At 75.6% G+C, this 26,272-nt stretch carries 25 protein-coding genes and 2 tRNA genes; 13 read left to right on the plus strand and 14 right to left on the minus strand.

The window, feature by feature from the left end; all coding sequences use genetic code 11:
- Window positions 1–17 precede the first annotated feature (17 nt).
- Window positions 18–977 (minus strand): PDR/VanB family oxidoreductase, encoded by a 960-nt coding sequence (locus ACRYR9_RS01130; protein ID WP_432495270.1) that lies wholly within the window; start codon window positions 975–977, stop codon window positions 18–20.
- Complete coding sequence (locus ACRYR9_RS01135) at window positions 970–1,773, minus strand: MOSC domain-containing protein (protein ID WP_432495272.1); 804 nt, start codon at window positions 1,771–1,773, stop codon at window positions 970–972. The genes ACRYR9_RS01130 and ACRYR9_RS01135 overlap by 8 nt, the downstream gene beginning before the upstream one ends.
- Window positions 1,774–1,850: 77 nt before the next feature.
- Between ACRYR9_RS01135 and ACRYR9_RS01140 the strand changes: the two genes are divergently transcribed.
- Both ACRYR9_RS01140 and ACRYR9_RS01145 read left to right on the plus strand, forming a co-directional pair.
- Window positions 1,851–2,369, plus strand: coding sequence for a DinB family protein (locus ACRYR9_RS01140; RefSeq protein WP_432495274.1), 519 nt, complete (start codon window positions 1,851–1,853; stop codon window positions 2,367–2,369).
- Window positions 2,370–2,453: 84 nt separating this feature from the next.
- Window positions 2,454–4,562 (plus strand): methyl-accepting chemotaxis protein, encoded by a 2,109-nt coding sequence (locus ACRYR9_RS01145; protein WP_432495276.1) that lies wholly within the window; start codon window positions 2,454–2,456, stop codon window positions 4,560–4,562.
- 54 nt (window positions 4,563–4,616) lie between these two features.
- Here ACRYR9_RS01145 and ACRYR9_RS01150 read toward each other — a convergent pair whose 3' ends face one another.
- The 3 genes from ACRYR9_RS01150 to ACRYR9_RS01160 all read right to left on the minus strand — a co-directional run bounded on the left by ACRYR9_RS01150 (window position 4,617) and on the right by ACRYR9_RS01160 (window position 7,884).
- On the minus strand, window positions 4,617–5,525 hold the full coding sequence (locus ACRYR9_RS01150) for a YihY/virulence factor BrkB family protein (protein WP_432495278.1): 909 nt from the start codon (window positions 5,523–5,525) through the stop codon (window positions 4,617–4,619).
- On the minus strand, window positions 5,522–6,559 hold the full coding sequence (locus tag ACRYR9_RS01155) for a GlxA family transcriptional regulator (RefSeq protein WP_432495280.1): 1,038 nt from the start codon (window positions 6,557–6,559) through the stop codon (window positions 5,522–5,524). The genes ACRYR9_RS01150 and ACRYR9_RS01155 overlap by 4 nt, the downstream gene beginning before the upstream one ends.
- A gap of 209 nt (window positions 6,560–6,768) precedes the next feature.
- Window positions 6,769–7,884 carry a type IV pilus twitching motility protein PilT gene (locus ACRYR9_RS01160; protein ID WP_432495314.1) on the minus strand — a complete coding sequence of 372 codons (1,116 nt, stop codon included), beginning with the start codon at window positions 7,882–7,884 and terminating at the stop codon, window positions 6,769–6,771.
- A 114-nt stretch (window positions 7,885–7,998) separates the two neighbouring features.
- Between ACRYR9_RS01160 and ACRYR9_RS01165 the strand changes: the two genes are divergently transcribed.
- Window positions 7,999–8,073, plus strand: a complete 75-nt coding sequence (locus ACRYR9_RS01165; protein WP_432495316.1) for a 50S ribosomal protein bL37 — start codon at window positions 7,999–8,001, stop codon at window positions 8,071–8,073.
- A 68-nt stretch (window positions 8,074–8,141) separates the two neighbouring features.
- On the opposite strand, the gene rsrA is transcribed toward ACRYR9_RS01165, so the two are convergent.
- The 3 genes from rsrA to ACRYR9_RS01180 form a co-directional block, all read right to left on the minus strand.
- Window positions 8,142–8,438: a mycothiol system anti-sigma-R factor gene (gene rsrA / locus ACRYR9_RS01170; RefSeq protein ID WP_432495282.1), complete on the minus strand. Its 297-nt coding sequence runs from the start codon at window positions 8,436–8,438 to the stop codon at window positions 8,142–8,144.
- Complete coding sequence (locus tag ACRYR9_RS01175) at window positions 8,435–9,199, minus strand: sigma-70 family RNA polymerase sigma factor (RefSeq protein WP_432495284.1); 765 nt, start codon at window positions 9,197–9,199, stop codon at window positions 8,435–8,437. The genes rsrA and ACRYR9_RS01175 overlap by 4 nt, the downstream gene beginning before the upstream one ends.
- A gap of 63 nt (window positions 9,200–9,262) precedes the next feature.
- On the minus strand, window positions 9,263–9,955 hold the full coding sequence (locus ACRYR9_RS01180) for an SOS response-associated peptidase (protein WP_432495286.1): 693 nt from the start codon (window positions 9,953–9,955) through the stop codon (window positions 9,263–9,265).
- Between the two features lie 88 nt (window positions 9,956–10,043).
- Here ACRYR9_RS01180 and ACRYR9_RS01185 point away from each other — a divergent pair, with 88 nt between their 5' ends.
- The 3 genes from ACRYR9_RS01185 to rsgA all read left to right on the plus strand — a co-directional run bounded on the left by ACRYR9_RS01185 (window position 10,044) and on the right by rsgA (window position 13,082).
- Entirely contained in the window at window positions 10,044–10,553 is a 510-nt protein-coding gene (locus tag ACRYR9_RS01185; protein ID WP_432495288.1) for a DoxX family membrane protein, read from the plus strand.
- A gap of 84 nt (window positions 10,554–10,637) precedes the next feature.
- The gene (gene aroA / locus ACRYR9_RS01190) at window positions 10,638–11,987 is read left to right on the plus strand and encodes a 3-phosphoshikimate 1-carboxyvinyltransferase (RefSeq protein WP_432495290.1); all 1,350 of its coding nucleotides are present in this window, start codon (window positions 10,638–10,640) and stop codon (window positions 11,985–11,987) included.
- Window positions 11,988–12,002: 15 nt separating this feature from the next.
- Window positions 12,003–13,082 carry a ribosome small subunit-dependent GTPase A gene (gene rsgA / locus ACRYR9_RS01195; protein WP_432495292.1) on the plus strand — a complete coding sequence of 360 codons (1,080 nt, stop codon included), beginning with the start codon at window positions 12,003–12,005 and terminating at the stop codon, window positions 13,080–13,082.
- 9 nt (window positions 13,083–13,091) lie between these two features.
- Here the strand turns inward: rsgA and ACRYR9_RS01200 are convergent, their stop codons facing one another.
- Together ACRYR9_RS01200 and ACRYR9_RS01205 are read right to left on the minus strand one after the other, a co-directional pair.
- A complete protein-coding gene (locus tag ACRYR9_RS01200; RefSeq protein WP_432495294.1) occupies window positions 13,092–13,517 on the minus strand; it encodes a DUF732 domain-containing protein in 426 nt (141 codons plus the stop codon).
- A gap of 41 nt (window positions 13,518–13,558) precedes the next feature.
- Complete coding sequence (locus tag ACRYR9_RS01205; protein ID WP_432495296.1) at window positions 13,559–14,242, minus strand: vitamin K epoxide reductase family protein; 684 nt, start codon at window positions 14,240–14,242, stop codon at window positions 13,559–13,561.
- Between the two features lie 171 nt (window positions 14,243–14,413).
- On the opposite strand from ACRYR9_RS01205, the gene hisN reads away from it, so the two are divergent.
- The 5 genes from hisN to ACRYR9_RS01230 all read left to right on the plus strand — a co-directional run bounded on the left by hisN (window position 14,414) and on the right by ACRYR9_RS01230 (window position 18,695).
- A complete protein-coding gene (gene hisN / locus ACRYR9_RS01210; protein WP_432495298.1) occupies window positions 14,414–15,259 on the plus strand; it encodes a histidinol-phosphatase in 846 nt (281 codons plus the stop codon).
- On the plus strand, window positions 15,256–16,035 hold the full coding sequence (locus ACRYR9_RS01215; protein WP_432495300.1) for a CPBP family intramembrane glutamic endopeptidase: 780 nt from the start codon (window positions 15,256–15,258) through the stop codon (window positions 16,033–16,035). The genes hisN and ACRYR9_RS01215 overlap by 4 nt, the downstream gene beginning before the upstream one ends.
- Window positions 16,036–16,225: 190 nt before the next feature.
- A complete protein-coding gene (locus ACRYR9_RS01220; RefSeq protein WP_432495302.1) occupies window positions 16,226–17,428 on the plus strand; it encodes a mechanosensitive ion channel family protein in 1,203 nt (400 codons plus the stop codon).
- A gap of 123 nt (window positions 17,429–17,551) precedes the next feature.
- Complete coding sequence (locus tag ACRYR9_RS01225; RefSeq protein WP_432495304.1) at window positions 17,552–18,238, plus strand: SemiSWEET family transporter; 687 nt, start codon at window positions 17,552–17,554, stop codon at window positions 18,236–18,238.
- A 55-nt stretch (window positions 18,239–18,293) separates the two neighbouring features.
- Complete coding sequence (locus ACRYR9_RS01230) at window positions 18,294–18,695, plus strand: HNH endonuclease (RefSeq protein WP_432495306.1); 402 nt, start codon at window positions 18,294–18,296, stop codon at window positions 18,693–18,695.
- A 19-nt stretch (window positions 18,696–18,714) separates the two neighbouring features.
- On the opposite strand, the gene ACRYR9_RS01235 is transcribed toward ACRYR9_RS01230, so the two are convergent.
- A complete protein-coding gene (locus tag ACRYR9_RS01235) occupies window positions 18,715–20,169 on the minus strand; it encodes a glucose-6-phosphate dehydrogenase (protein WP_432495308.1) in 1,455 nt (484 codons plus the stop codon).
- 238 nt (window positions 20,170–20,407) lie between these two features.
- On the opposite strand from ACRYR9_RS01235, the gene ACRYR9_RS01240 reads away from it, so the two are divergent.
- The gene (locus ACRYR9_RS01240) at window positions 20,408–22,372 is read left to right on the plus strand and encodes an anthranilate synthase family protein (protein WP_432495310.1); all 1,965 of its coding nucleotides are present in this window, start codon (window positions 20,408–20,410) and stop codon (window positions 22,370–22,372) included.
- Between the two features lie 130 nt (window positions 22,373–22,502).
- A complete protein-coding gene (locus tag ACRYR9_RS01245; RefSeq protein WP_432495312.1) occupies window positions 22,503–22,688 on the plus strand; it encodes a hypothetical protein in 186 nt (61 codons plus the stop codon).
- A gap of 82 nt (window positions 22,689–22,770) precedes the next feature.
- Here the strand turns inward: ACRYR9_RS01245 and ACRYR9_RS01250 are convergent.
- From ACRYR9_RS01250 to ACRYR9_RS01260, 3 genes are all read right to left on the minus strand, one after another.
- Window positions 22,771–22,844, minus strand: a tRNA-Met gene (locus tag ACRYR9_RS01250).
- Window positions 22,845–22,971: 127 nt separating this feature from the next.
- Window positions 22,972–23,045 (minus strand) — tRNA-Met (locus tag ACRYR9_RS01255).
- Window positions 23,046–23,146: 101 nt separating this feature from the next.
- Window positions 23,147–26,191, minus strand: coding sequence for a UPF0182 family membrane protein (locus ACRYR9_RS01260; protein ID WP_432497040.1), 3,045 nt, complete (start codon window positions 26,189–26,191; stop codon window positions 23,147–23,149).
- Between the last annotated feature and the right edge of the window lie 81 nt (window positions 26,192–26,272).

The raw sequence follows: 26,272 nt of genomic DNA on the forward strand, positions 1-26,272 counted from the left end.
ACGCAGCACCACGGCCCTCAGGCCGGTCCGCCGCCCGTCCCCGGTGGCGCCACCACGAGCTCCCCGGAGCGCGCCCGCGACACGCACGGCATGACGAACCCCTCGCGCTCGGCCTCGGTCAGCACGAGGTCGCGGTGCTCCGCCTCGCCACCGACCAGCCGCAACCGGCACGTCCCGCAGGTGCCGGAGGCGCAGGAGGCGTCCACGGCGATCCCGGCGCGTCCCAGCGCCGCCAGCAGCGTGGTGTCCGCCCCCACCTCCACGCGGGCCCCCGTCGGCGCCCACACCGCGGTGAAGGGCTCGCGGCGCCCGCCCAGGGGGTCCACGCCGGCGAAGTCCTCCACGTGCACGCGACTGGGCCGCCAGTGCACCGTCAGGGCCAGGACCTCCTGCACGAGCTCGCTCGGCCCGCAGCAGTACACGCGGGCGTCGTCGTCGGGTTCGGCCAGGTGCGGCCACAGGTCCAGCCGTCCGTGCACGGAGCTGTGGTGCAGCACCGTGCCGTCGGCGGAGAACTCGTCGAGGAACGCCGTCTCCCGCGGGCTGCGCGTCAGGTACAGCACGGTGACGTCGGCGCCGCCGCGGGCGCGCAGCTCGCCCACCATCGAGCGCACGGGCGTGATGCCGATGCCGCCGGCGATGAACAGGTAGCGCTTCGCGCGGCGCAGCGGGAAGGCGTTGGCGGGCTCTGACACGGCCAGCTCGTCACCGACGGCGACGTCGTCGTGCATGCTCACCGACCCGCCGCGGCCGGCGGCGTCGCGGCGCACGCACAGCACGTACCGCTGCGGGGCGCGCGAGCCGGGCTCGACGAGGCTGTAGCTGCGCCGGTGCCCGGCGGGGGTGCTCACCGCGACGTGCGCACCGCTGCGGTACCCGGGCAGCGCGCCGCCGGCGGGGTCGAGCAGGACGAAGCGGCGCACCGACGCGGTGAGGTCCTCCGTCTCCGCGACCCGCAGGCGCAGGTCCTCAGGCACGCAGCTCACCCCCCACGGCCAGCGTGCCGCCGGTGAGGACCCGCACGTAGAACCCCATGAGCTCGTGGCCGAAGCAGCGCGACAGCAGCTGCGGCACGGGCAGGTCGCGTCGCCCGGTGCCCGGCTCCACCTCGGTGGCGGCGCAGCGCACCGTGGGCTGCTCCCCGCGCACCCGCACCCCGTCGAGGGTGAACTCGGCCCCCACCAGGTCCAGCTCGGCGAAGGCGGGCAGGCCGTCGACGTGGACGTTGGCGCGGAAGCGCAGCGGGTCCACCGGTGCGCCGGCGCGCCGCTCCAGCTCGCGCACCGAGGCCAGGTTCAGCACCGAGACCAGCTCCATCGCCTCGTCGCCGCCGGGGGCGGTGTCGGTGAAGCGCCGGCCCTCCTCGTGCGCCCACACCGGCAGCACGCCCGCCGGCAGGTCCAGGACCCGCGCGAACAGCTCCAGGACCCGCTGCACGCCCTCCCCGGTGCGCAGGTCCGCGCGCAGCACCTCGTGCTCGCGCACCGCGACGGTGAAGGCCCCCGTGCCGGTGTCCAGGTGGGTGCGCAGCCCTGCCAGCCGGGCCTCGTCGACGAGCACGAAGAACTGCCGCTTGGAGATGCCGCGGCGCACGCCCGGCGCGTACTCGCCACCGGGGCGGGCCAGGGCGAAGGCGCGGTCGAAGGGGAACGCCCGCCCCGCGCTCAGCTCCACCTCGCGCAGCGGCTGCGGGCTCAGGCCCTTGACCGGGTACACGTGCAGCGCCTCCACCCGGCCGACCGCGCCGCCCCCCGCCACCTGCCCGCTCGTCACGGCGCCACGGTAGCGAGCGGGTGCGCTCCCGCCGCGCCCCGGCTGCGCGCGGCGCCCCGACCACTACCCTGCTCACCGTGACGAGCCCCCTGAGCACGGCGAGTGAGAAGACGGCCGGCGAGAAGCGGGTCCTGGTCGCGGCCCTGGAGCGGCAGCGCCAGGCCGTGCTGTGGAAGCTGGAGGACCTCGACGACGAGCGGCTGCGCCGGCCCCTGGTGCCCTCGGGCACCTCGCTGCTGGGCATCGCCAAGCACCTGGCCTCCGTCGAGAACGGCTGGTTCGGGCGCACGTTCGGGCGGGCGAACGAGGAGGTGCCCGACCAGGCCCTGGCCGAGGACCCGCACGCGGAGTGGCGCGTCCACCCGTGGGAGACCACCGAGGGCGTGCTCGCCTACTACGCGCGGGCGCGCGCCGCCTCGGACGCGGTGGTCTCCGAGCTGAAGCTCACCGACCGCGGCACCACCCGCGACGGCGACGCGGTCTCGCTGCGCTGGGTGCTGGTGCACATGACCGAGGAGACCGCCCGGCACGCCGGGCACGCCGACGTCCTGCGCGAGCTGCTCGACGGCCGCACCGGGGACCGCCCCGGCGCCTGAGCCGCCCGCACCCGGGCGGTGGCCCCGGCGCACTTCCCCACGGACGGGGACGAAGGTCCCTGCCCCGGCTGCCGATGGGAGTGCGTGGCCCCTCGTCTGCGCTCCCTGCGCTCCCAGCTCCTGGTCCCCGGTGTCGGGGCCGTCGTCGTCACCGCCGGTCTGCTCAGCGCGCTGAGCGCCTGGCAGGTGGGCGACCTCGCCGACGCCACCTCCGGCGACGTGCGCGCGATGTCCGAGCAGTCGCTGCGCGACGCCGGCGGGCAGGTGCTGACCACGGTCGCGACCCAGTCCGCCGCCGTGCAGTCGCAGCTGGACGGCGACCTGCGCGCCACCGACGAGCGCCTGCTGGCGCTGGGTGCGCCGCGCCTGGCCGGCAGCACCACCTGGACCGCCACGAACCAGGTCACCAAGGAGCCCGTGCAGGTCACCGTGCCGCAGCTGCTGTTCGGGGACACCTCGCTGGGCCAGGTGACCGACCCCGCCCAGACCGTGCCGGCGGTGGACGCCGTGGCCGCGCTGACCGGCGCCCCGGTCACCGTGTTCCAGCGCGTCAACGAGGCCGGCGACATGCTGCGGGTGGCGACGACCGTGGTCGGCGCGAACGGGAAGCGCAACATCGGCACGTACATCCCCGCCGTCAAGGAGGACGGCAGCCCCACCCCGGTGGTGGCCTCGCTGCTGGCCGGGGAGACGTACCACGGCACCGCCGTCGTCGCCGACGAGCCGTACGTCACCGTGTACGAGCCGCTGCTCATCGACGGCGAGGTCGCCGGCGCGGTGTTCGTGGGCCTGCCGCAGGCGGACGTCACCACGGACCTGCGCGCCCGGCTCGCCGAGGCGACCGTGGGCCGCACCGGCCAGTACGCCGTCTTCTCCAGCGCCGCCGCCTCGCGCGGCACCGCCGTGGTCGCCCCCGAGGGCGCCGCCGACGGCGACGCGATGCTGCAGGCCCGGGACGCGGACGGCGAGCCCTACGTGGAGCGGCTGCTGGAGCTGGCCGCGGACCTGCCCGACGGCGGGTTCACCACCACCACCGTCGAGCTGCCCTCCGGCCCGCAGACCGTGGGCGTCTCCCGCTACGCCGCCTACGACTGGGTGGTGACCAGCTGGCTGCCCGAGGCGGACACCGCGGCGGTCACCGACCGCATCCAGGACGAGCGCGCCGCCCTGGTGCGCGACAACGTCCTGGCCGGGCTGGGGATCGCGGCCGTCCTCGGCGTGCTGATCGCCGTGCTGGCCCGGGGCCTGGTGGGCCGCATCGAGCGGCTGACGGGCGTGCTGCGCCGCGTCGCCGCGCGGGACCTGTCCGTGGGCGCGACCGCCGACGAGCGCACCGACGAGATCGGCGAGATGGGCCGCGCCCTGGACGACGCGGTGGCCGGCATGCGCGAGGCCGTCACGGCGATGAGCCGCGGCGCCGGGCGGTTGAGCGGGACCGCCGCCTCCCTGCAGGGCGCCAGCGCGCAGCTGGCCGACGCGGCCGAGAGCACCGCCACGGACATCACGCAGGTCGCCGGGGACGCCGGCGGCGTCTCCGAGGGCGTGCGCGACGTCGCCGAGGCCGTGGAGCAGCTGCGCGCGGCGGCCGACGAGGTCTCCTCCACCACCAGCGGCGTCACGGTCGTGGCGGGCGAGGCCGTGCAGCTGGCGCAGGCCGCCACGGGCACCGTGGAGCGCCTGGGCGGCTCCTCCCAGCAGATCGCCGACGTGCTGCGCACCATCACCGCGATCGCCGGGCAGACGAACCTGCTGGCCCTGAACGCCACCATCGAGGCGGCGCGCGCCGGCGAGGCCGGCTCCGGGTTCGCCGTGGTGGCCGAGGAGGTCAAGGAGCTGGCCCGCCAGACCGCCCAGGCCACCGAGGAGATCGCCCCCACGCTGACGGCCGTGCAGGCCGAGGCGGCCGCCGTGCGCGCGGACATCGACTCCATCTCCCGCACCATCGCGCACATCGACGCCCAGCAGGCGACGATCGCCTCCGCGGTGGCGCAGCAGCTGGCCACGACCACCTCGATCGGCGCCACCCTGCACAGCGCCGCCGCCAGCTCCGGCGGGATCGCCGGGGCGCTGTCGGTCGCGGCGGGCTCCGTGGCCGGCACCACCGCGCAGGTCGGCTCGGTGCGCGAGGCGGTCTCGGAGCTGGGGCAGGTCGCCGAGGACCTGGAGGCGGTCACCCGCCGGTTCACCCTCTGAGCGCCCTGCGCGGGGGTCGGCGCGAGGGCCGGTGCAGGACCGGCGGGCGGCCGCTCACCCCCGCAGCCCGGCGCGCCGGGCCGCGACGGGCACGTCCTGGCGCGGCACCCGGTGCCGGCGCCGGTCCAGCTCCAGGGTGAGGGCGTACCCGTAGACGGTCAGCGCCGTCAGCACCCACAGCCACAGGCACACCGCGACGGCACCGCCCACGTGCGTGTAACCGCCGAACGGCGAGCCGAGGTCCACGGGGATGGCGAGGAAGAGCACGAACCCCTGCAGGAACCCGGAGACGAACGCCCCGGTGGCGTAGGCGCCCCACAGCGTCGCCCACCAGCCGGCGCGCACCGGCCCCAGCACCCGGTACACGTACACCAGCACCGGGGAGACCACGAGCCAGTCCACGTTGAGGGCGACGTACACCGCCAGCGCCGTGCGGGCGGTGCCGGTGCCGAACCAGCCGGCCAGGAACGGGGCCACCTCCAGCACCGCGAGGAAGCCCACCGGCGCTAACAGCAGCAGCGGAGCCGCGCGCAGGCGCACCCGCCACGCCCCGGCGCGCCCGCGCACCGGTTCGGGGGCCGGCTCGGGGAAGCGGACGCTGACCCGGGTGAAGCCGCGGCGCAGGCCCTCCCCGTACACGGTGGCGGGGACCAGCGCGAACAGGACCGACCACCAGCCGACGTCCACCCCGGTGCGCACCAGGTCCTGCACCACGCGACCGGCGCCCTGCGCCGTGGGCAGGGCCTGCGCGACGGCGTCGCCGAGCTCGACCACGCGCTCCGGGCCCAGCGCCACGGCCAGCAGGCGCACCGCCACGACCAGCGAGGGCACCAGCGCCACGGCGGCGTAGAAGGTGACCCCCGCGGACACCAGGAAGAGGTCGTGACCGTGCAGGCGGGTGCGCACGTCGGCGAGCAGCGAGCGCAGCCGCGAGACGCGGCCGGCCTCGGCGGTGCGGTTCACACGCCCACCGGGGCGCTCTGCGCGGGCAGGTGCACGGACGCCCGGGTCGGGGGCGGCGGGGGCGTGGCGCGCGGGGCCCGGGCACCGCGGTAGGCGCGGCGGTAGGCGGTCGGCGTGGTGCCCACCAGGCGCAGGAAGTGCTGGCGCAGCATCGCCGCCGAGGAGAAGCCGCAGCGGCGGGCCACCTCGTCGACGCTCTCGTCGCCGTCCTCCAGCAGCAGCCGCGCGGCCCCGACGCGCTGCTCCAGCAGCCAGCGGTGCGGGGTGACGCCCGTCTCGGCGCGGAAGCGGCGCGCGAAGGTGCGCGGGGACATCGCGGCCGCGCGCGCCCAGCCGGCGATGTCGACGTCCTGGTCCAGGTGGGCGGCGGCCCAGGTCAGGGCCCGCTGCAGGGACTCGTCGGCGCAGGGGCGCACCGGCGCCTCGACGTACTGCGCCTGCCCGCCGTCGCGGTGCGGGGGCACGACCATGCGCCGGGCGATCGCGGTGGCCACCGCGCTGCCGTGGGCCTCGCGCACCAGGTGCAGGCACAGGTCGATGCCGGCGGAGGTGCCGGCGCTGGTGGCGATGGGCCCGTCCTGCACGTACAGCACGTCGGGGACGACTTGCACGGCGGGGAACTCGCGGGCCAGCTGCGCGGCGTAGCGGTGGTGGGTGGTGGCGCGCCGGCCGTCGAGGTACCCGCCGCGGGCCAGGGTGAAGGCGCCGCTGCACAGGCTGGCGACGGTGGCCCCGCGGGCGAGGGCGGCGTCCAGGTGCGGGGCCAGGACGGCCACGTCCGGGCCGCGCAGCGCCCGCGAGGGGCCGATGAGGACCAGGTCGGCGTCGTCGACCCGGTCCAGGCCGTGCTCGGGGACCAGGGTGAAGCCCTGCGCGGAGCGCACCGGGGCCCCGCCGGGCGAGCACACCGCGAAGTCGAAGGCGGGCACGCCCTCGTCGGTGCGGTCGATGCCGAAGACCTCGCAGCCGATGGCGAACTCGAAGGTCGAGAAGGCCTCGCCGACGACCACGGCGATCGAGCGCAGGAGGGGCACGGGGGCAGTCTGCCAGCGCCGGGCGAGGTTGGCAGGATGGCGACGAACATCGGCAGGACTGCCACTCGGCGCACGCGGCGCACCGCGCCACGCTCAGCGCATGACCTTCTCCGACTGGTTCTGGCTCGCCGTCCTCGTCGTCCCCCCGCTGCTGGGCCCGCTGGCGTGGGCAGGCCGGCCGGGCACCCGCGCCCCGCTGGAGTGGAACCTCAGGCCAGCAGCCCGAGGCGCCGCAGCTCGACCCCGAGGTCGTGCGGGTTCGTGGCAGCCTGCTGGGCGTCCTCCAGCGTGACCACGCCGTCGCGCACCAGCGCCACGAGGTGCTGGTCGAAGGTCTGCATCTGGTAGTAGGAGCCCTCGCGGATCAGGTCGGTGATGTGGTGGGTCTTGTCCGGGTCCGCGATGGCGTCGGCGATGCGCCCGGTGTTCACGCAGATCTCCATCACCACGCACCGCCCGCGCCCGTCCGCGCGGGGCACCAGCCGCTGGCACACGATGCCGCGCAGCGAACCCGCCAGCGCCAGGCGCACCTGCTTCTGCTCGTGCGGGGGGAAGAAGTCGATGATGCGCGAGATCGTCTCCGCCGCGTCGATGGTGTGCAGCGTCGACATGACGAAGTGACCGGTCTCCGCCGCCGACAGGGCGGCCTTGACCGTCTCCGTGTCGCGCATCTCCCCCACGAGGATGACGTCGGGGTCCTGGCGCATCGCCGCGCGCAGCGCCGTGGTGAAGTCGGCGGTGTCCAGGCGCACCTCGCGCTGGCTGATGATCGAGCGGTTGTCGTCGTGCAGGATCTCGATGGGGTCTTCGATCGTCACGACGTGGCTCTCGCGGACGTTGTTGATGTGGTCGATCATCCCGGCCAGCGTCGTCGTCTTGCCCGAGCCGGTCGGGCCGGTGACCAGCAGCAGCCCGCGGTGCTCCAGCGCCAGCTGCTCCAGCACAGGCGGCACCCCCAGCCCCGACAGCGGCACCGCCTTGGCCGCCACCCGCCGCAGCACCAGGCCCACCGACCCGCGCTGGCGGAAGGCGTTGACGCGGAAGCGCCCGCCGCCGCCGGGCAGGCTGTGCGCGAAGTCGGCCTCGCTGGTGCGGGCGAACTCCTCCACCAGGTCCGGGCGCAGGATCTGCCGCAGCATCTCCTCGGTGTCGTCCGGCGTCAGCGCCGGGGCCTGCAGCTGGCGCAGCCGGCCGTCGATGCGCACCCGCGGGGGGGAACCCGCCTTGCAGTGCAGGTCCGAGCCGCGCAGCTCCACCAGCGCCCGCAGGTAGGGGGTGATGAGGGGCTCGGTGCCGCCGTGGGCCACCCGTCCCGCGGGGAGCACCGGGGTCTGCGCGATCGTCACCCCGGCGGCATCGGGACGACGGACCGCCACCTTGAGCACTCCTCACCCCGTGGGAGCATGGACGCCGGAGATGTCGACAGGGAGGAGCAGCTCATGAGCAAGCGTGGCCGCAAGCGCCGCTCGCGCAAGAGCAACGGCGCGAACCACGGCAAGCGCCCCAACGCCTGAGCACAGGCGCACGAGAGGCCCCGGACCAGCAGGTCCGGGGCCTCTCGTCGTGGGTGGCTCGGGCGGGCTCAGCGCACCGACGCGCTGACCTCGGTGATCTGCACGAGGATCCGCGCGCGCAGCTGCGTCGGCGCCGTCTCGCACGGGCACCCGTCCCGGATGACCCGCTTGAGCTGCTCGTCCTCGGCGAGTTGCGCCACGCAGCTGGCGCACTCCAGCAGGTGCGCCTTCAGCCGCTCGCAGTCGAGATCGGCCATCTCCCCGTCGAGGTACTCGAACGCCCGCTCGAGGACCTCGCGGCACTCCTGCTTCAGCGGCGGCCCGCCCGCGGCGGTGACGCGCTCCGGCTCCCGGGGGGTGCTCACGAGGCCCCCTCCGCCTGCCGCACGGCCCCCGACACGCCCCGGCCCACCGCGTAGTCGCGCAGCATCTCGCGCAGCAGGCGACGGCCCCGGTGCAGGCGCGACATCACGGTCCCGATGGGGGTGCCCATGATCTCGGCGATCTCCTTGTAGGCGAAGCCCTCCACGTCGGCGAGGTACACCGCCATGCGGAAGTCCTCCGGGACCTGCTGCAGGGCCCGCTTGACGTCCGAGTCCGGCAGGTGGTCCAGCGCCTCGGTCTCCGCCGAGCGCAGGCCCGTGGACTGGTGCGACTCCGCCCGCGCCAGCTGCCAGTCCTCGATCTCGTCGGAGTGGGACTGCTGCGGCTCGCGCTGCTTCTTGCGGTACGTGTTGATGTAGGTGTTCGTGAGGATCCGGTACAGCCAGGCCTTGAGGTTCGTGCCCGGGGCGTACTGGTGGAACGCGCCGTACGCCTTGGCGAAGGCGTCCTGGACGAGGTCCTCGGCGTCCGCGGGGTTGCGCGTCATGCGCAGCGCCGCGGAGTAGAGCTGGTCGAGGAAGGGCAGAGCGTCGCGCTCGAAGCGCGCCGCGCGCTCGTCGGCGGTCTCCTCCGAGGGTGCCCTCGAGGTCTGTTCGGTCATCGGCACCGAGCCTAGGCCCTCGCCGCGCCGCGCGCTCAGCGCACCCGGCGCGCTCGCGGGACGCCGCCCGGGACGCCTGCCCGGCGGTCCCACCGCCGCGCGGGACGCGGTGCGAGCACCGGTCTTCTCAGCCACAACCATGACCGCCACAACGCCCGCCGGACGGGCACCATTCCGGCGCCGGTGCACGGCCGGGGGCGCCCCTCAGGCACCCGGCGGTGGCACCGGGTGCCTGCTCAGGGCCGTGGCGGCCCGCTCGCGCGCCAGCGCCTCCAGCAGCGCGGCGACGTCCTCGGCCTCGTCGAGGGTGGGGTCCAGCCAGGCGTCGCGCAGGTCGCGCGGCACGACCAGCGGCACCGGCCCGGACAGCCCGTCCGGGCCCGGCCCGGCGGCGGTGGTCACGACCGCGAAGCTCACCAGCCACCGCGCGGGGTCGCCGGGCGCCCTCGCCGGGTCCTGCCAGAACTCGTACACGCCCGCCAGCGACAGCACCGAGCCGTCGGCGGCGGAGACCGCGAGCGGCCGCGCGCCGGTCTCGTCGCCGGCCGGCCGCTGGTGCCAGGCGTCCACCGGGACCAGGCAGCGGCGGGCCAGGGCCGCCGGCGCGGACGACGGCTCGCGCAGCAGCGTCTCGGCGCGCACGTGCGCGGCGGCCGGGCCGCCGGAGGCGTCCCGCGCCCCCGGGGGCACCAGGCCCCAGCTCAGGGCGCGCAGCGACCGGGCCGGCGGGGCGTCCGGCTCACCCCTGCGGAAGCGTTCCAGGACCACCGGGGGCCGGGCGCCGGGGACGACGTCCGCCCGGAGCGCGGCACCGCCGGGGTCGAGGGCCTGCTCCTCCACCTCGAACTCCGCGACCAGCTCCTCGACGTCCCGCCGCAGCAGGTACCCGTTGACCACGCGCCACACCCTGGCACGCGCCGCCGACAGCACCCCGGCACGACCCCCGGCGGGTGCGCCCGGAGCGCCGGTGCGGTAGGCAACTCCCATGACTCTGGTGCGACGTGTGGCCCGACCGATGCTCGCCGCGGTCTTCATCAAGACCGGCATCGACCAGGTGCGCAGGGCGCCCGACCTGGCGCCGGCCGCCGAGCCGGTGGCCGAGCGGCTCGCCGGCCCGCTGCACCTGCCGCAGGACCCGGTGCTGCTGGTGCGCCTGAACGGCGCCGCCATGGCCGGGGCCGGCGTGCTCTTCGGGCTGGGCCGGGCACCGCGCCTGTCCGCCGCGGTGCTGGCCGCCACCGCCGCCCCCACCGCCTACGTGGCCCACCCGTTCTGGACGGAGAAGGACCGGGCCGTGCGCTCGGAGGTCCTGGGCGACTTCCTCAAGGACGTCGGCCTGCTGGGCGCGGCGCTGCTGGCCGCCGTGGACACCGCCGGCAAGCCGGGCGTGCTGTGGCGCGCCGGGCGCGCCGGTCGCGACGCGAAGCGGCTGGCCGCGCACGCCGCCGAGTCCGGCCGCAAGGACCTCGCGCTCGTGGCCGCCAAGGCGGGCTGACCCGCGCCCCGCTCCCCCGACGGCCCCGGGCTCGAGGCCGTCGGGGGGTCGAGGACCGTCGGGGGGTGCTGCGAGGATGCGGGCGTGAGCCCGACGACAGCCGACGCCGTCCCCCCGTCACGACCCGGCCGGTCCGCGCCCGAGCTGTGGCCCGCCCCCCGCGCGGCCGGCCCGCTGGACGCCGTGGTGCCCGTGCCCGGCTCGAAGTCGCTGACGAACCGCTACCTCGTGGTGGCCGCGCTCGCCGAGCGGCCGTCCCTGCTGCGCGCGCCCCTCATCTCGCGCGACACCACCCTGATGGCCGACGGCCTGCGCGCCCTGGGTGCGGACGTCGTCGAGGGCGGCCACGGCGCCGAGGGTGTGGAGGCCGGCGACTGGCTGGTGCGCCCCGGGCCCGTCACCGGCGGCGCCCGCGTGGACTGCGGCCTGGCCGGCACCGTCATGCGATTCCTGCCGCCGGTGGCGGCGCTGGCCGAGCAGCCGGTGGAGTTCGACGGCGACGCCCGCGCCCGCGAGCGCCCGATGGGTGCGGTGCTGGACGGGCTGCGCCAGCTCGGCGCCGTCGTGGAGGACGGCGGCCGGGGCCTGCTGCCGTTCACGGTGCGCGGGCCGGCCGGTGGGCTGCGCGGCGGGCCGGTGCGCATCGACGCCTCCGGCTCCAGCCAGTTCGTCTCGGCCCTGCTGCTGGTGGGCGCGCGCTGCCGCGAAGGGCTGGAGGTCGTCCACGACGGCCCGGAGCTGCCCAGCGCCCCGCACGTGCGGATGACGGTGGAGGTGCTGCGCGACGCCGGCGTGCTCGTGGACGACGCCACCCCCGGCCGCTGGGCCGTGGAACCCGGCGAGGTCAACGCCCTGGACGTGCAGGTCGAGCCGGACCTGTCCAACGCCGGCCCGTTCCTGGCCGCGGCGGCCGCGGCGGGCGGCCGGGTGCGGGTGCCGGGGTGGCCGCAGTCCACCACCCAGGCCGGTGACCTGCTGCGCGACGTCCTGGACCAGATGGGCGCCGAGGTGTCCCTGGACCGCGACGGCCTGCTGGTGCGGGGCACCGGGGAGCTGTACGGGCTGGACCTGGACCTGCACGAGGCCGGTGAGCTGGCCCCGGTGATCACGGCGCTGGCGGCGCTGGCGTCCACCCCCACGCGGCTGCGCGGCATCGCGCACCTGCGCGGGCACGAGACCGACCGCCTGGCGGCCCTGGTCACCGAGGTCAACGCCCTGGGCGGGGACGCCGAGGAGACCGCGGACGGGCTGCTGATCCGCCCGCGCCCCCTGCACGGCGGGGTGTTCCGCACCTACGCCGACCACCGGATGGCCACGGCGGGGGCCGTGATCGGCCTGGCCGTGGACGGCGTGCTCGTGGAGGACGTCGCCACGACGGGCAAGACGCTGCCGGACTTCCCCGGCATGTGGACGGCCATGCTGCGGGGCGAGTGAGGCGGTGGGGCCGCAGTGAGCGAGCGCCGCCGCCGCTACGACGAGGACGACGTCCGGGTCCGCCCGAACCCGCGCGGGTCGCGCCCGCGCACCAAGGAGCGTCCCGCGCACGCCGACGCGGTGCCGGCCCTGGTGGTGGCCGTGGACCGGGGCCGCTCCACGTGCCTGGCCGAGCCGGGCACGCCCGCCGAGCGGACGGTCACGGCGATGCGCGCGCGGGAGCTGGGCCGCACCGGCGTCGTGGTGGGCGACCGGGTGGGCCTGGTGGGCGACACCTCCGGGCGCACCGACACCCTGGCGCGCATCGTGCGCATCGACGAGCGCCGCACGGTGCTGCGCCGCACCGCCGACGACACCGACCCGGTGGAGCGCGTGGTGGTGGCCAACGCCGACCAGCTCGTGGTGGTGACGGCCGTGGCCGACCCCGAACCGCGCGCCCGGATGGTGGACCGCTGCCTGGTCGCGGCGTACGTGGCGGGCATGCGCCCGCTGCTGTGCCTGACCAAGGGCGACCTGCGCCCGGCGCAGGAGGTGCTGAGCACGTGGGCGCCGCTGGGCCTGGACGCGGTGGTGACCTCCCGCGGCCCCGGCGGGGAGCTGGTGGGGCTGGAGGACGTGCTGGAGCGGCTGCGCGGGCGCACCAGCGTGCTGGTGGGGCACTCCGGAGTGGGCAAGTCCACGCTGGTCAACGCCCTGGTGCCGGACGCCGGGCGCGCCACCGGGCACGTCAACGCCGTCACCGGCCGCGGCCGGCACACCTCCACCTCGATGGCGGCGCTGGCGCTGCCCGGCGGGGACGGCTGGGTGGTCGACACCCCCGGCGTGCGCTCCTTCGGGCTGGCGCACGTGGACCCCGAGGCGGTGCTGCACGCCTTCCCGGACCTGGCCCCCGGGGAGGAGCAGTGCCCGCGCGGGTGCACGCACGACGAGGACGAGTGCGCCCTGGACGAGTGGGTCGCCTCCGGGCGCGCGGGCACCGCGGGCCCGGCGCGGCTGGCCTCGTTCCGGCGGCTGCTGGCCGCGCGGCGGGGCGAGGAGCGCGAGGACGAGCGGCCGCGCGAGCGGGACCGCGACCACGGGCACGACCGGGACTGATCCGCACCGTCACGGGCAGACGGTGGTGCGGACCGCCTCGACCAGCTGCGCGGCCTGCTCCTCGGTCAGCCCCTCCACCCCGCCGCCGCTGAAGCGGCGCTGGACGTCGGAGACGACGGTCGCGGGGTCCTCGCCCTCGCTGAGGTCCAGGCACACGCTGTCGGCCCGACGCGCCAGCGCGTCGCGGTTCTCGGTGAACCGGGGGTCGATCCCGACGGCCAGCTCCACGAGGCGGTCGAGCTGCTCGGCGCTGGGGGAGGTCAGGGCCGGCTGCGGGGGCTCCGGGACGCTCGGCGCCGGCGCGCTCGACGCGGCGCGGGACAGCGACGCCGTCGCCGCGGGCGCCCGGCCGGCGCCGGTGGCGCAGCCGCTGACGAGGACCGCGGTGAGCACGGGCACCAGCGGCACGACGATGACGGGCAGTGGACGGGGCACGGGACCTCCAGGGGCTGCGGCGCCCGGCCGGTGCCGGGCCCTCAGAGCAGCGTGGCCCAGTAGTCCCAGAACGCGACGCCGACCAGGGCGGCGATCGCCGCGATCGTCAGCACGGTGAGCAGCACCCGGTAGTCCACGACCGCGCGCGCCACGCCCCGCAGGGGCCGCGGCACCGGCAGCAGGCCGCGGTCCAGGCCGTCGGCCAGCGAGACCCAGAAGGTGGCGGTCACCACCACCCACACGACCATGCAGTACGGGCACAGGGCGTGGATGGTGAACAGGGCTGCCACGACCAGCCAGCCGACGAAGACCATCCCCAGCGCCAGTCCCGCCAGCAGAGCGCGCTCCACCCACCGCGGCAGCACCGTGCCCGACAGCAGCAGCGCCCCCAGCGTCGCGGTGACGGCGAAGGCGGCGATGCCGAGCAGCGGGTTGGGGAAGCCGAACAGCTCCGCCTGGGGGCTGGTCATCACCGTCCCGCAGGAGATGAAGGGGTTGAGGTCGCAGCTGGGCCGGTAACCGGGGTCGGCGGCCAGGCGGAACCGGTCGACGGTGAGGACCATCGAGGCCAGGAGGCCGATCGCACCGCCCAGGAGGAGCAACAGGCCTCGGGCGCGCGGTGACACCGGCAGGTGCGACAGGTGCTGCTCGTCGTCGTGCTCGCGCTCCCGGTCGTGGTCGTCGTCGTGCCCGTGCTGCCGCGTCGCCGCCGTGGTGCCGGCCATCGCTCCTCCGTGATCGTCCGTGCGTGCTCGTCGGGTCGGCGCCCGGCCGGTGCCGGGCGTCCTCACAGCATCCTCGGCGCACCTGGGAGCGCGCTGGACGGGCCGGAGGTCCCGGCCCGTCGCCCGGAGCGGCAGCGGGGTCGGGGTCGAGGTCGGCGATAGGTTCGGCCCGTGCCCCCCACCTCCTCCTCCCCCGCGCCGTCCTCGGCGACCCGGCCCCGCTACGACGACGACCTGCGCCTGGCGCACGTGATCGCCGACCAGGTGGACGGCGTCACGATGGACCGCTTCCGGGCGCTGGACCTGGCGGTGGAGACCAAGCCGGACCTGACGCCGGTCACCGACGCCGACCGCACCGCCGAGGAGCTGATCCGCTCCTCGCTCAAGCGCACCCGCCCGCGCGACGCGGTGCTCGGCGAGGAGTTCGGCCTGGTGGGGCACGGGCCGAGGCAGTGGGTGGTGGACCCGATCGACGGCACGAAGAACTTCGTGCGGGGGGTGCCGGTGTGGGCGACCCTCATCGCCCTGCTGGACGACGGTGAGCCCGTGGTGGGTCTGGTCTCGGCCCCGGCGCTGCAGCGACGCTGGTGGGCGGCGACGGGATCGGGCGCCTGGACGGGGCGCAGCCTGTCGACGGCGACGCGCATCTCCGTCAGCGGCGTCACCGACCTCGCCGACGCCTCCTTCGCGTACTCCTCGATCAGCGGCTGGGAGGAGACCGGCAGCCTGGAGGGCTTCCTGCAGCTGTCGCGCATGGTGTGGCGCACCCGCGGCTTCGGCGACTTCTGGTCGTACATGCTGCTGGCGGAGGGTGCGGTGGACATCGCCGCCGAGCCGGAGCTGGCGCTGCACGACATGGCCGCGCTGGTGCCGATCGTGACCGAGGCCGGGGGCCGCTTCACCTCCCGCGCCGGCGTGGACGGCCCGCACGGCGGGAACGCGGTGGTCACCAACGGGCACCTGCACACCGCGGCCCTGGAGCACCTGGGCCTGCCCGAGCAGCCGCCCGCGCCGTGAGCGCCCCGGCGGTGGTCCTCGACCCGCGCGAGCGCCGGCTGATCGTCTGGGAGGTCGTGGCGGTCTTCGCCGTGTCCCTGGGGATGAGCGGGGTGCGGGCGCTGGTGCGGTTCATCGGGCTGGTGACGGCGCCGGAGGCGCTGAACGCGCAGACGTCGACGGTGCTGGGCAGCTACGCCCCGGACCGGCCGTGGCTGGACCTGGCGCTGCAGCTGGTCTCGGTGGCCTCAGGGCTGGCGCCGGTGCTGCTGGTGGCGTACCTGCTGGCGCGCGGCGGGGAGTCGCTGCGCACGCTGGGGGTGGACGGGCGCCGGCCGGGCCGGGACCTGCTGGGCGGGGTGGGCCTGGCGGCGCTGATCGGCGGCTGCGGGCTGGTGCTGTACGTCGGCGCCCGCGCGGCGGGCCTGAACACGAACGTGGCGGCGTCGGCGTTGCCGGACGTGTGGTGGGCGGTGCCGATCTCCGTGCTGGCGGCCGCGGAGAACGGGATCCTCGAGGAGGTGCTGGTCGCCGGGTACCTGCTGCACCGGCTCTCCCAGCTGGGGGTGCGCTGGCTGCCGGCGCTGGTGATCAGCGCCGTGCTGCGCGGTTCGTACCACCTGTACCAGGGGCTGGGCGGCTTCATCGGCAACGTGGCGATGGGCCTGGTGTTCGGCTGGGTGTACCAGCGGTGGGGGCGGGCGATGCCCCTGGTGATCGCGCACACCCTGATCGACGTGGCCGCCTTCATCGGGTACGCGCTGCTGGTGGGGAAGGTGAGCTGGCTGCCGGGGTGAGCACCCGGTCACCTTCCGCAGCGACGTGTGCTCCGGACAGGGGACGGTTCGTGGAGGCTTCGTGCGGATGAGCACGGCGGCCGCCGGGCGACGCGCTGCCGCACTGCCGTCGGCGGCGCCCTGACCTAGCGTGGAACGGGTCCACCGGACATCGACGTCCTCCGTGCCCGATCCGCAGGAGCCGCCCGCAGTGCCCTCGTCGCTCAGCTCAGCCCTCCCCTCGATCAGCCACTCCGTGTGGCTGACCCTCGCCGTGGCCGCCGCCTCGGCCGCCGTCGCCGTCCTGGTCGGCGAGCTGGCGGCGTTCGCGGTGCGCCGACTGGGCCACCGCCGCCCGATCCTCGTCACGCTCGGCTGCCGGGTCCGCCGGCCGCTGGCGGGACTGCTGGCGATCGTCGCGGTGCTCGTCTCGCTGAACATCTACACCGGCGAGGCGGACTGGCGGCCACCCACGTTCTTCGTGCTGAAGCTGATGACGGTGGCGTTCGTGGCGTGGCTGGCGGTGGTGGCCGCCAACGCGGTGCAGGACGTCGTGCTGCGCCGCTACCCGATCGACGTGGAGGACAACCGGCGCGCGCGTCAACGGCGCACGCAGGTCACCCTCCTGAAGCGGGTCGTGGTCGCGCTCATCGTCGTGGTCGCCGCCGCGTCGATGCTGCTGACCATCCCGGGCGCCCGGGCCGCGGGCGCGAGCGTGCTCGCCTCGGCCGGTCTGCTGTCGGTGGTGGCCGGCCTGGCGGCGCAGACGTCGCTGGCGAACGTGTTCGCCGGCCTGCAGATCGCCTTCACGGACGGCCTGCGCGTCGACGACGTCGTCGTCATCGAGGGCGAGTGGGGCAACGTCGAGGACATCACCCTGACGTACGTGGTGGTGCGGGTGTGGGACCAGCGCCGGCTGATCCTGCCGTCCACGTACTTCACGACCACCCCGTTCGAGAACTGGACCCGCAACTCCGCCGACGTCATCGGCACCGTCGAGTTCGACGTGGACTGGCGCGTGCCGGTGGACCGGCTGCGGGCGCACGCCGAGCGGTTCGTGCACGAGCACCCGCTGTGGAACGGCAAGGCCTTCGGCCTGCAGGTGCTGGACGCGACGAACTCGTTCGTGCGGGTCCGGGCGCTGGTGAGCGCGAACTCCGGCGGGCAGCTCTTCGACCTGCGCTGCGCGGTGCGCGAGGAGGTCGTGGGGTTCCTGCAGCGCGAGCACCCGCAGGCGCTGCCGAGGGTCCGCATCAGCTCGGCCGACGCCGCGGGCGGCGGTGCGGGTGGGAACGCGCACGACGGCGCGGGCCTGCCGCGGCAGGGGTCCCGCGGGGCCGGGCGGGACAGCGTGCACGACCCCGCGCCCGGGCTGGACGGCGTGAGCACCGAGCCCGGCGCCCGGCGCCGCTGACGACGCGGTCGCAGGGCCCGTCGGAGGCGTTCCGGCGCCCCCGCTCGTTGTGGTGCAGCTCACTCCCTCAGGGGTGGCGTTCCCGGTCAAGGCGAGGTAGTTCGCGGGACGAAGAACAGGCACGTGCCCCTCGACGCCCTGATCTCCTCGCTCGGTCTGCTCGCCGCCGCCATCGGCATCGCCACCGGTGTCCCCCAGATCCTCCGCCTGCTGCGCTCCCCCGACGCCAGCGGCCTGTCCTTCTCCTCCTCGGTGCTCGGGATGCTCGGCGCCGGCACCTGGCTGACCTACGGCCTGCTGCTGATGGACCCCGCCCAGCTGGTGGGCAACGTCCCCGGCCTGGGGTGCGCCGCGGTCACCGTCGTGCTGGCCGCCCGCCGCCTGGGCCTGCCGCTGCGGCACGCCGGCACCGCCGTCGCGGCGTGGGTGCCGATCGTCGCCGCGGCGCAGCTCCTCGGCGGCGCCACGCTCGTCGGCGCGCTGGCCACGGCGGTCTCCCTGGTGCGGATGGTGCCGCAGGTGCGCACCGCCTTCGGCAGCGGCTCGCTGGCCGGCCTGGCGCCCGGCACGTTCGTCCTGACGCAGTTGTCCGCGACGCTGTGGACCGTGTACGGCGCGGCGACCGGGCAGCCGTCCGTCGTGGTCTGCTCGGTCGTCTCCGCGGTGCTGGCCGGCGTGGTGCTCTCGCGCCGCCTGCCGCCGCGCCACGTGGTGCGGGCCCTGCACGCGGGCCGCCTCGGGCTGCCGGGTCAGCTGCTGGTGCGCCCGCTGGTGGCGCTGGCCCGCCCGGGGGTGGCGCTGGCCGCCTGAGCCGCGACCGGTCCGCCACCGGGCCGGGCCCGCGCCGGAGTGGCACGCTGCGCCGGTGACGGGTCACGCGGACGCGGAGCGGCAGCTCGACCGCGCCGAGCGCCTGCAGCGGGCGGTGGCGCGCGACGGCCCGGCGTGCGTGTGGTGCGGCCGGGAGCTGAGCGGCCTGGTGCGGGCGACGACCGACCACCTGGTGCCCCGGGTCCAGGGCGGGCCGTCGTGGCTGGAGAACGAGGTGGCGGCGTGCCGGCGCTGCAACGGCGAGCGCGGGCACGCCTCCCCGGTGGACTGGCTGCTGGAGTGCCGCGCTCGCGGCTGGCCGGCGGACCCGGCCTGGCTGCGCCGGCGGCTGGAGGAGCTGGACGCGGCCGTCGCCGCCCGCGGTGGTCAGCGCCGCGCGCGCCCGTACGTGCAGGCGCAGCTGCGCCGGGTGCGCCGCCTGGCCGGGACGGCCTGAGCGACGCACCCGGCGGGGTTCAGCGCAGGAACCACTGCCCCGGTTCGGCGAGGCGCTCGACGTCGTCCGGGCCCCAGGTGCCCTCCGCGTACGGCAGCACCTCGGGGCGCTCGTTCGAGAACCGCTCGATCGCCCGCCACGCCGCGCGCAGGCCGTCGACGCCGGTGAACAGCGAACGGTCGCCGGTCAGGACGTGGTCGATGAGGTGCGCGTACGGCAGCGCCGGCTCGGTGCCCTCGAACCGGTCCAGGGCCAGGCTCGCGGTGCCGCGCACCGTGCCGCCGGCCACGCCGGGCCGGCGCACCGCGGTGCCCACGTCCAGGGAGCCGCCCTCCAGCAGCGAGAAGCTGATGACGGCCGGCTCGCCGCCGGGCTCCTGGCCCGCGTACGGCCCGTCGGCGGGGGGCTTGAGGACCAGGGTGATGCGCTGCTCGTCCGCGGCCATCTTCTTGCCGCTGCGCAGCAGGAACGGCACGCCGTCCCAGCGCTCGTCGTCGATCCACAGCCGCGCGGCGGCCAGGGTGTCGGTCGTGGAGCCGTCCGCGACGCCGTCGATGTCGACGTAACCCTCGAACTGCCCGAGCACCACCTCGCCGGGGTCCAGCTCGCGGAAGCGCTGCAGCGCGGCGTCCCGGGCGGCCTGCACGGTCTCGGGGCGCAGGTCGGCGGGCGGTTCCATCGCGACGGTCGCGGCGAGCTGGAACAGGTGGGTGACGATCATGTCGAGGAAGGCGCCGGTGGCGTCGTAGAAGTCGGCGCGCTGGGCGACGTCGAGGGTCTCGGCGATGTCGATCTGCACCTGGGCGACGTGCTCGCGGTTCCATATCCCCGCCAGCCACGGGTTCGCCAGGCGGGCGTGGATGAGGTCCTGGGCGGCCTCGAACGCGAGGAAGTGGTCGATGCGGAAGACCTGCTCCTCGGCGAAGACGCGCTGCACCTCGGCGTCCAGCTCCTCGAAGCTCGCCAGCGACGTGCCGTACGGCTTCTCGTAGACGACGCGGGCTCCGGCGGCCAGGCCGTGCGCGTCGAACGCCTTCGTGACGTCGAGGAACGCGCCCGGCGGGATCGCCAGGTAGTGCACGAGCTGCACCTCGTCCTCAGCGGCGCCGAGCTGCTCGCGGGCCTCGGCCAGCACGTCGAGCAGGGTGCCGGGGTCGTCGGCGCCGAATCCGCCGCTGGCGAAGAGCAGGTGCTCGGCGAAGTCGTCCCAGGGGCCCTCGGACGGCTGCGGGCCGAACTCCTCCAGCGCCTCCTTGATGTACTGCCGGAACTCGTCGTGGGTCTTCTCGCCGCGGCTGCTGCCGACGATCCGCCACTGCTGGGGCAGCCGCCCCAGGGCGGCGAGCTGGAAGAACGCGGGCATCACCAGCCGGCGCGACAGGTCGCCCGTCGCCCCGAACATCACGAACACCGTGGGCTTCTCGCCGCGCTGAGCCTGCTGGGACTGCTGCTGGGACTGCGCTGTCTCGGTCACGGGGCAGACGGTATTGCCCGCGGCGCCGCGGCGCAGAGTAGGGTGCGGATCGTGACCACCACGACGACCTCCGTGCGCCCGGGCCGCCGCCCGCGCGCGCTGAGCGGTGCGTGGTGGTGGGTGTCGGCGGTCGCCTGACGCTCCCACGTCCCGGTGGCCGCCTCGTCGAGGAGGCCCACCACCCGGGACGACCCCCTCGACGGCCGGCCGCGCCAGCCCCACCGAGGAGGAACCCCCCGTGCCGCACCACGACCCCGCCGCGCTCGTCGACGAGCTGCTGCGCGGCGACGCGCCGTTCGCGCTGCTGCGCCGCCTGGACCCCCGCACCGGCGAGCCCGGACCCGTGGAGGTGCTGCGCGGGCCGGTGAGCACCGTCGAGCACCTCGCCGACGTCCCCCTGCCCGCCGGGGCGCCCGGCTCCACGAGCCTCGACGCCCTGGCCCTGGTGCCGTTCCGGCAGCTGCGCGAGCGCGGTTTCGAGGTCCACGACGACGGCACGCCCCTGCAGGTGCTGCGCGTCGAGCACGCCGAGGAGCTGGGCCTGGAGGACGCGCTGCGCGTGCTGCCCGACGCGGAGGTGCCGCTGCGCGACGTCGCGCCCGACCTGTCCGACGACGACTACGCCGCCGTGGTGCGCCGCATCATCGACGACGAGATCTCCCAGGGCTCGGGGGCGAACTTCGTCATCCGCCGCGACGTGGACGGCGTGATCGACGGCTTCACCGCGACCACCGCGCTGAGCCTGTTCCGCCGCCTGCTGGTGGCCGAGCAGGGCGCCTACTGGACGTTCGTGGTGCACGTGCCCGGCGAGGACGGGACCAGCCGGACCCTCGTGGGCGCGAGCCCCGAGGTGCACGTGCGGATGGCCCGCGGCGAGGTCGTCATGAACCCCATCTCCGGCACCTACCGGTACCCGGTGACCGGCCCGGACGCCGACGGCCTGGTGGAGTTCCTCGCCGACCCCAAGGAGGTCGAGGAGCTGTTCATGGTGGTCGACGAGGAGCTGAAGATGATGTGCTCCGTCGGCGACCTGGGCGGCACCGTGCACGGCCCGTACCTGCGGGAGATGGCGAACCTCGCGCACACCGAGTTCGAACTGCGCGGGCGCTCCACGCTGGACGCGCGGGAGGTGCTGCGGCAGACCATGTTCGCCGCCACCGTGACCGGCAGCCCGCTGCAGAGCGCGTGCCGGGTCATCAAGCGGTTCGAGCCGTCCGGGCGCGCCTACTACGCCGGGGCGCTGGCGCTGCTGGGTCGCGACGGCGACGGCGCGCAGACGCTGGACTCCCCCATCCTCATCCGCACCGCGGACGTGCGCACCGACGCGGCCGGCACCGGCCGGGTCCGCGTCTCGGTGGGCGCGACGCTGGTGCGCGGCTCCACCCCCGAGGGCGAGGTCGCCGAGACGCACGCGAAGTCGGCCGGCGTGCTGCGCGCCCTGGGGGCCCTGCCGCCGCTGCCGCGCCGCGAGGACGCCGGTCCGGGAGCGCCCGCGCGGCGGGTGCCGCTGGTGGCCGACCCCCGGGTGGTGACCCTGCTGGCCTCCCGCCGCGACCGCCTGGCGAGGTTCTGGCTGGAACCGCAGCGGCAGCCGCAGGGTGCGCCGCTGGGCGAGGCGCTGGTGGTGGACGCCGAGGACACGTTCACCGCGATGCTGGTGCACCTGCTGGCCTCGGCCGGCCTGCGGGCGCGCGTGCTGCGGTACGACGACGCGGACCTGGACGCGGCGCTGGCCGCGCACCGCGGCCTGGTCGTGCTCGGCCCCGGACCCGGCGACCCCGAGGACGCCACCGATCCGCGCATCGCCCGCCTGCGGGAGCTGGCCCGCGACCTGAGCGCCTCGGCGCGCGACGGCGGCAACCCGCTGCTGGGGGTGTGCCTGGGCCACCAGCTGCTCGCCGGCACGCTCGGCCTGCCGCTGCGCCGCAAGGACGCCCCGCACCAGGGCACCCAGCTGGAGGTGGACCTGTTCGGCCGGCGCGCCACCGTGGGGTTCTACAACTCCTTCACCGCGCGGGTGGACGAGGCGGCCGCGGCCCGCCTCGCCGCGCAGGGCACCGAGGTGTCCACCGGGCCCGCCGACGAGGTGGTGGCGCTGCGCGGTGCGGGCTTCGCGGGCATCCAGTTCCACCCCGAGTCCGTGCTGACGCTGGAGGGCCCGGACCTGCTGCGCACGGTGGTGCAGCCGCTCGTCGGCGGCTGACCGGGCCCCGTCCGGCGTCCACGCCGCGCCCGGCGCGCCTCCTCGCCCCGGCCCCGCACCCCCGGCACCGTGGTCGTGCACCCCCGGGAGCGGCCCGGGGCCGAGACGCGCCGGGCGCGACGGGAGCGACGTGGACGACTGCTGGCACACCTTCAGCCCGCACGACCGCCGGCGGGCTGCGACCACGGGCACCGCCCACCCGCACGCGCAGGTGCTCTCCGCCTGCCTGGACTGCGGGCGCGTCGTGGACCTGCTGACCCCGCTGCCCAGCCCGCAGGGCGCCGCGCTGTTCGACCTGGCCGAGCCGCCCCGCTGAAACCACCCGATGGGCGGCGGCGAGGCGCCCCGGACACGACGAAGGCCCCGGACCGAGTGGTCCGGGGCCTTCACCTCCTGCGTAGCGGGGACAGGATTTGAACCTGCGACCTCTGGGTTATGAGCCCAGCGAGCTACCGAGCTGCTCCACCCCGCGTCGGTGAGTCCAGGTTACGACACCGCGACCGCTGTGCCAAATCGGGGTGACGAGCCGGGCCCGGCGGCGCGCGAGCAGGAACGACGAAGGCCCCGGACCGTGTGGTCCGGGGCCTTCACCTTCTGCGTAGCGGGGACAGGATTTGAACCTGCGACCTCTGGGTTATGAGCCCAGCGAGCTACCGAGCTGCTCCACCCCGCGTCGGTGAGACCAGGTTACGTCACTGCGCACGAGAGACCAAATCGCGGGAACGCCGGGCCGGGGCGGCGCTGCCGCCCCGGCCCGGCGCCGGGTCCTCCCGCTCAGGACGCCGCCGTCTCCGCGGGCTGAGCCGCACCGGCGGACGAGGCCGCCGCCCCGGTGGCCGCGAGCGCCTCCTGCGCCGCCGTGGCCGACTCCACCGCCACCCGCAGCCGCTCCTGCGCCTCGCCGTACGCCGCGAAGTCCTGCTCCGCCAGCGCCGCCGCCGAGTCCTGGATGGCGGAGCGCGCCTGCTGCAGGGCCGCCTGCAGCTGGGCCTGCGGGTCGCCGCTCACCGGCACCGAGGGGGCCGGGGACGGGTCGGTCGTCGGCTCCGGCGACGACCCGCCGTCCTGCGCGGGCGTCTCGTCGACGGGCGCGACGCCCTCGTCGCCGGCGGTCGCGCCGGAGTCACCGCCGAACACGTCGTCCAGCGCCTCGTCCAGCGTGTCGGCGATGGCGATCTGGTCGCCGAACACCGCCACCACCTTGCGCAGCTGGGGGAAGGAGTTCTCCCCGGTGCTGCGGGCGTAGATCGGCTCCACGTACAGCAGCCCGCCACCCACCGGCAGGGTCAGCAGGTTGCCGTAGATGACCTCCGAGCCCTGCCCGAGGCTCAGCAGGCGCACCTGCTCGGCCACCGCCGCGTTCGACTGGATGTCGTTCTGGATCTGCACCGGGCCGGCGATGACCGACGACTGCGGCAGCTCCAGCAGCCGGATGGTGCCGTAGCTGTCGCTCTTCTCGCCGTCCGTGGCGCCCGCGTCGGAGTCCACCGCCGCGAAGCCGGTGATGATCTGGCTGCTGGACCCCTGGTTGTTGGAGGTCGGCACGTACGTCGTCGTCAGGCTGAACGCCGCCTCCTCCTGACCGGGCATCTCCAGGGTCAGGTAGTACGGCGGCTGCGCCGGGCGCTGCTGCCCCTGAGCCACCTCGGAGGTCGGGTCGGCCGGCACCTCCCAGAAGTCCTGGCCGGTGAGGAAGGAGCGCGGGTCGGTGACGTGGTACCGCGCCAGCACCTCGCGCTGCACCTTGAACATGTCCTGCGGGTAGCGCAGGTGGGCCATCAGGGAACCGTCGACCTCCGACAGCGGCTCCACCGCACCGGGGAACGCCCCCATCCACGCCTGCAGCACCGGGTCGGTGTCGTCCCAGGCGTAGAGCGTCACCTCGCCGGAGTAGGCGTCCACGGTCGCCTTGACCGAGTTGCGCACGTAGTTGACCGTGCGGTCCTGCAGCGCCTGCACGCTCTGCGTCTGCGTGAGGGAGTCGAGCGTGACCTCGCCGAGGCGCGTCGTGGACGAGTACGGGAAGGAGGCCGAGGTGGTGTACGCGTCCAGGATCCACAGCACGCGGCCGTCCACGACCGCCGGGTAGGCGTCGCCGTCCAGCGTCAGCCACGGGGCGACCTTCTCGACGCGCTCGCGCGGGGTGCGGTCGTACAGGATCTTGGAGTCCGCCTCGACCTGGTCGGACAGCAGGATGTTCTGGTCGGCGAACTTCAGCGCGTACACCGCCTTGCGCAGCAGCCCGCCCACCGGCACACCGCCCTCACCGGTGTAGGTGGTGCGGGCGTACCCCTCCGGGGAGTTGTCCGGGTAGTCGATCTCGACGGGGGTGTCGCTGCCGCCGACGATCGAGTAGTCGTCGGTCTGCTCGCCGAAGTAGATGCGCGGCTCGTACTCGCCCAGCAGGCCCGTGGAGGGGATGTTGGACTCGAAGTACGACGGGCGCCCGTCCGGGGCGCGCTCGTTGCCGCGCGCGGCGACCACGCCGTAGCCGTGGGTGTAGACGGTGTGCAGGTTGACCCAGGTGCGCTGCGACTCGCTCAGGCCCTCGAGGTTCAGCTCGCGGGCGGCGATCACGGTGTCCTGGGTGCCGCCGGCCAGCGGGTAGCGGTCCACGTCCAGCGGGTCGGGGAAGGCGTAGTAGTTGCGCTGACCCTGCGTCTGGCGGAACGCGGTGGACACGACGTTGGGGTCCAGCAGCCGGATGCCGGGGATGGTCTCGGCGTCCTCGCGCAGCTGCCCGGCGGTCACCGTGGTGTCCGGCTGGTACTCGCTGACCTCCGTGTCGGCCAGGTCGTAGGCGTCGCGCGTGGCCTCGATGTTCCTGCCGACGTACTCCGCCTCCAGCGCCTGCCGGTTCGGGGTGACCTGGAAGCGCTGAACCGCCCAGGGGTAGATGCCGCCCACGGCGATCGCGCTGACCACCAGCAGCCCCGTGCCGATGGCCGGCAGCCGCCAGGAGGCGCCCGCGGCCGCGGCCACGAACAGCAGCGCCACGACCACCGCGACGATCGCCAGGATCGCCCGGGCCGGCAGCACCGCGTGCACGTCGGTGTAGGAGGGCCCCACGACGTCCGCGATGCGGATGTTGTCCGACTCGCTGACCATGACCTGGTAGCGGTCCAGCCAGTAGCCGGCACCGCGCAGCACCAGGAACAGCGCCGCCAGCACCGCCAGGTGGATCCGGGCCTCGCGCGTGGTGCGCGGGCCGCCGCCGGCCAGCCGCAGGCCCCCGTACAGGTAGTGGGTCGCCAGCGCCGCCAGCCCCGCCAGCACCACCGCCGCCGACAGGAAGCTCACCAGGAAGCTCAGCCACGGCAGGGTGAAGACGTAGAAGCCCTGGTCCAGCCCGAACTGCGCGTCCCGCTCCCCGAAGGAGGTGCGGTTCACCCACAGCAGCAGCGTCTCCCAGCGGCTCATCGCCACCGACCCGCCGAACAGGGCCGCGGCCACCGACAGCACCACCACGACCAGGCGCCGCAGCGGCTCCAGCGACTCGCGGTAGCGGTCCAGACCGGCCTGCTCGGTGGAGATGGGCGCGTAGACCGGCCGCGTGCGGTACCCCAGCACCAGCGAGACGGCGACCGCGCCGCCGAGCAGCAGGGCACCGGCCGCGAACAGGGCCAGCTGCAGCCACAGCTTCGTGGTGAAGGTGGACAGGAAGCCCAGCTGGTCGAACCACCACACGTCGGTGGCGATGCGGGCGCCGATCACGACGGCCACGACCAGCGCGGCCAGGACGAGCACCGTGGGCAGGGCGGCACCGCGACGTCGGCGTCGCAGCACCGGCCGGGCGGGACGGCGGGGAGGGAAGCTCACGAGGAGGGAACGTACAAGCCGCCGCCCGGGTGCCCGTGACCGCGGATCGTGACACCACCGTTGCCACCGGTGACCCGTCGG

Source organism: Kineococcus auxinigenes, from assembly GCF_050871525.1.
Lineage (GTDB): Bacteria > Actinomycetota > Actinomycetes > Actinomycetales > Kineococcaceae > Kineococcus.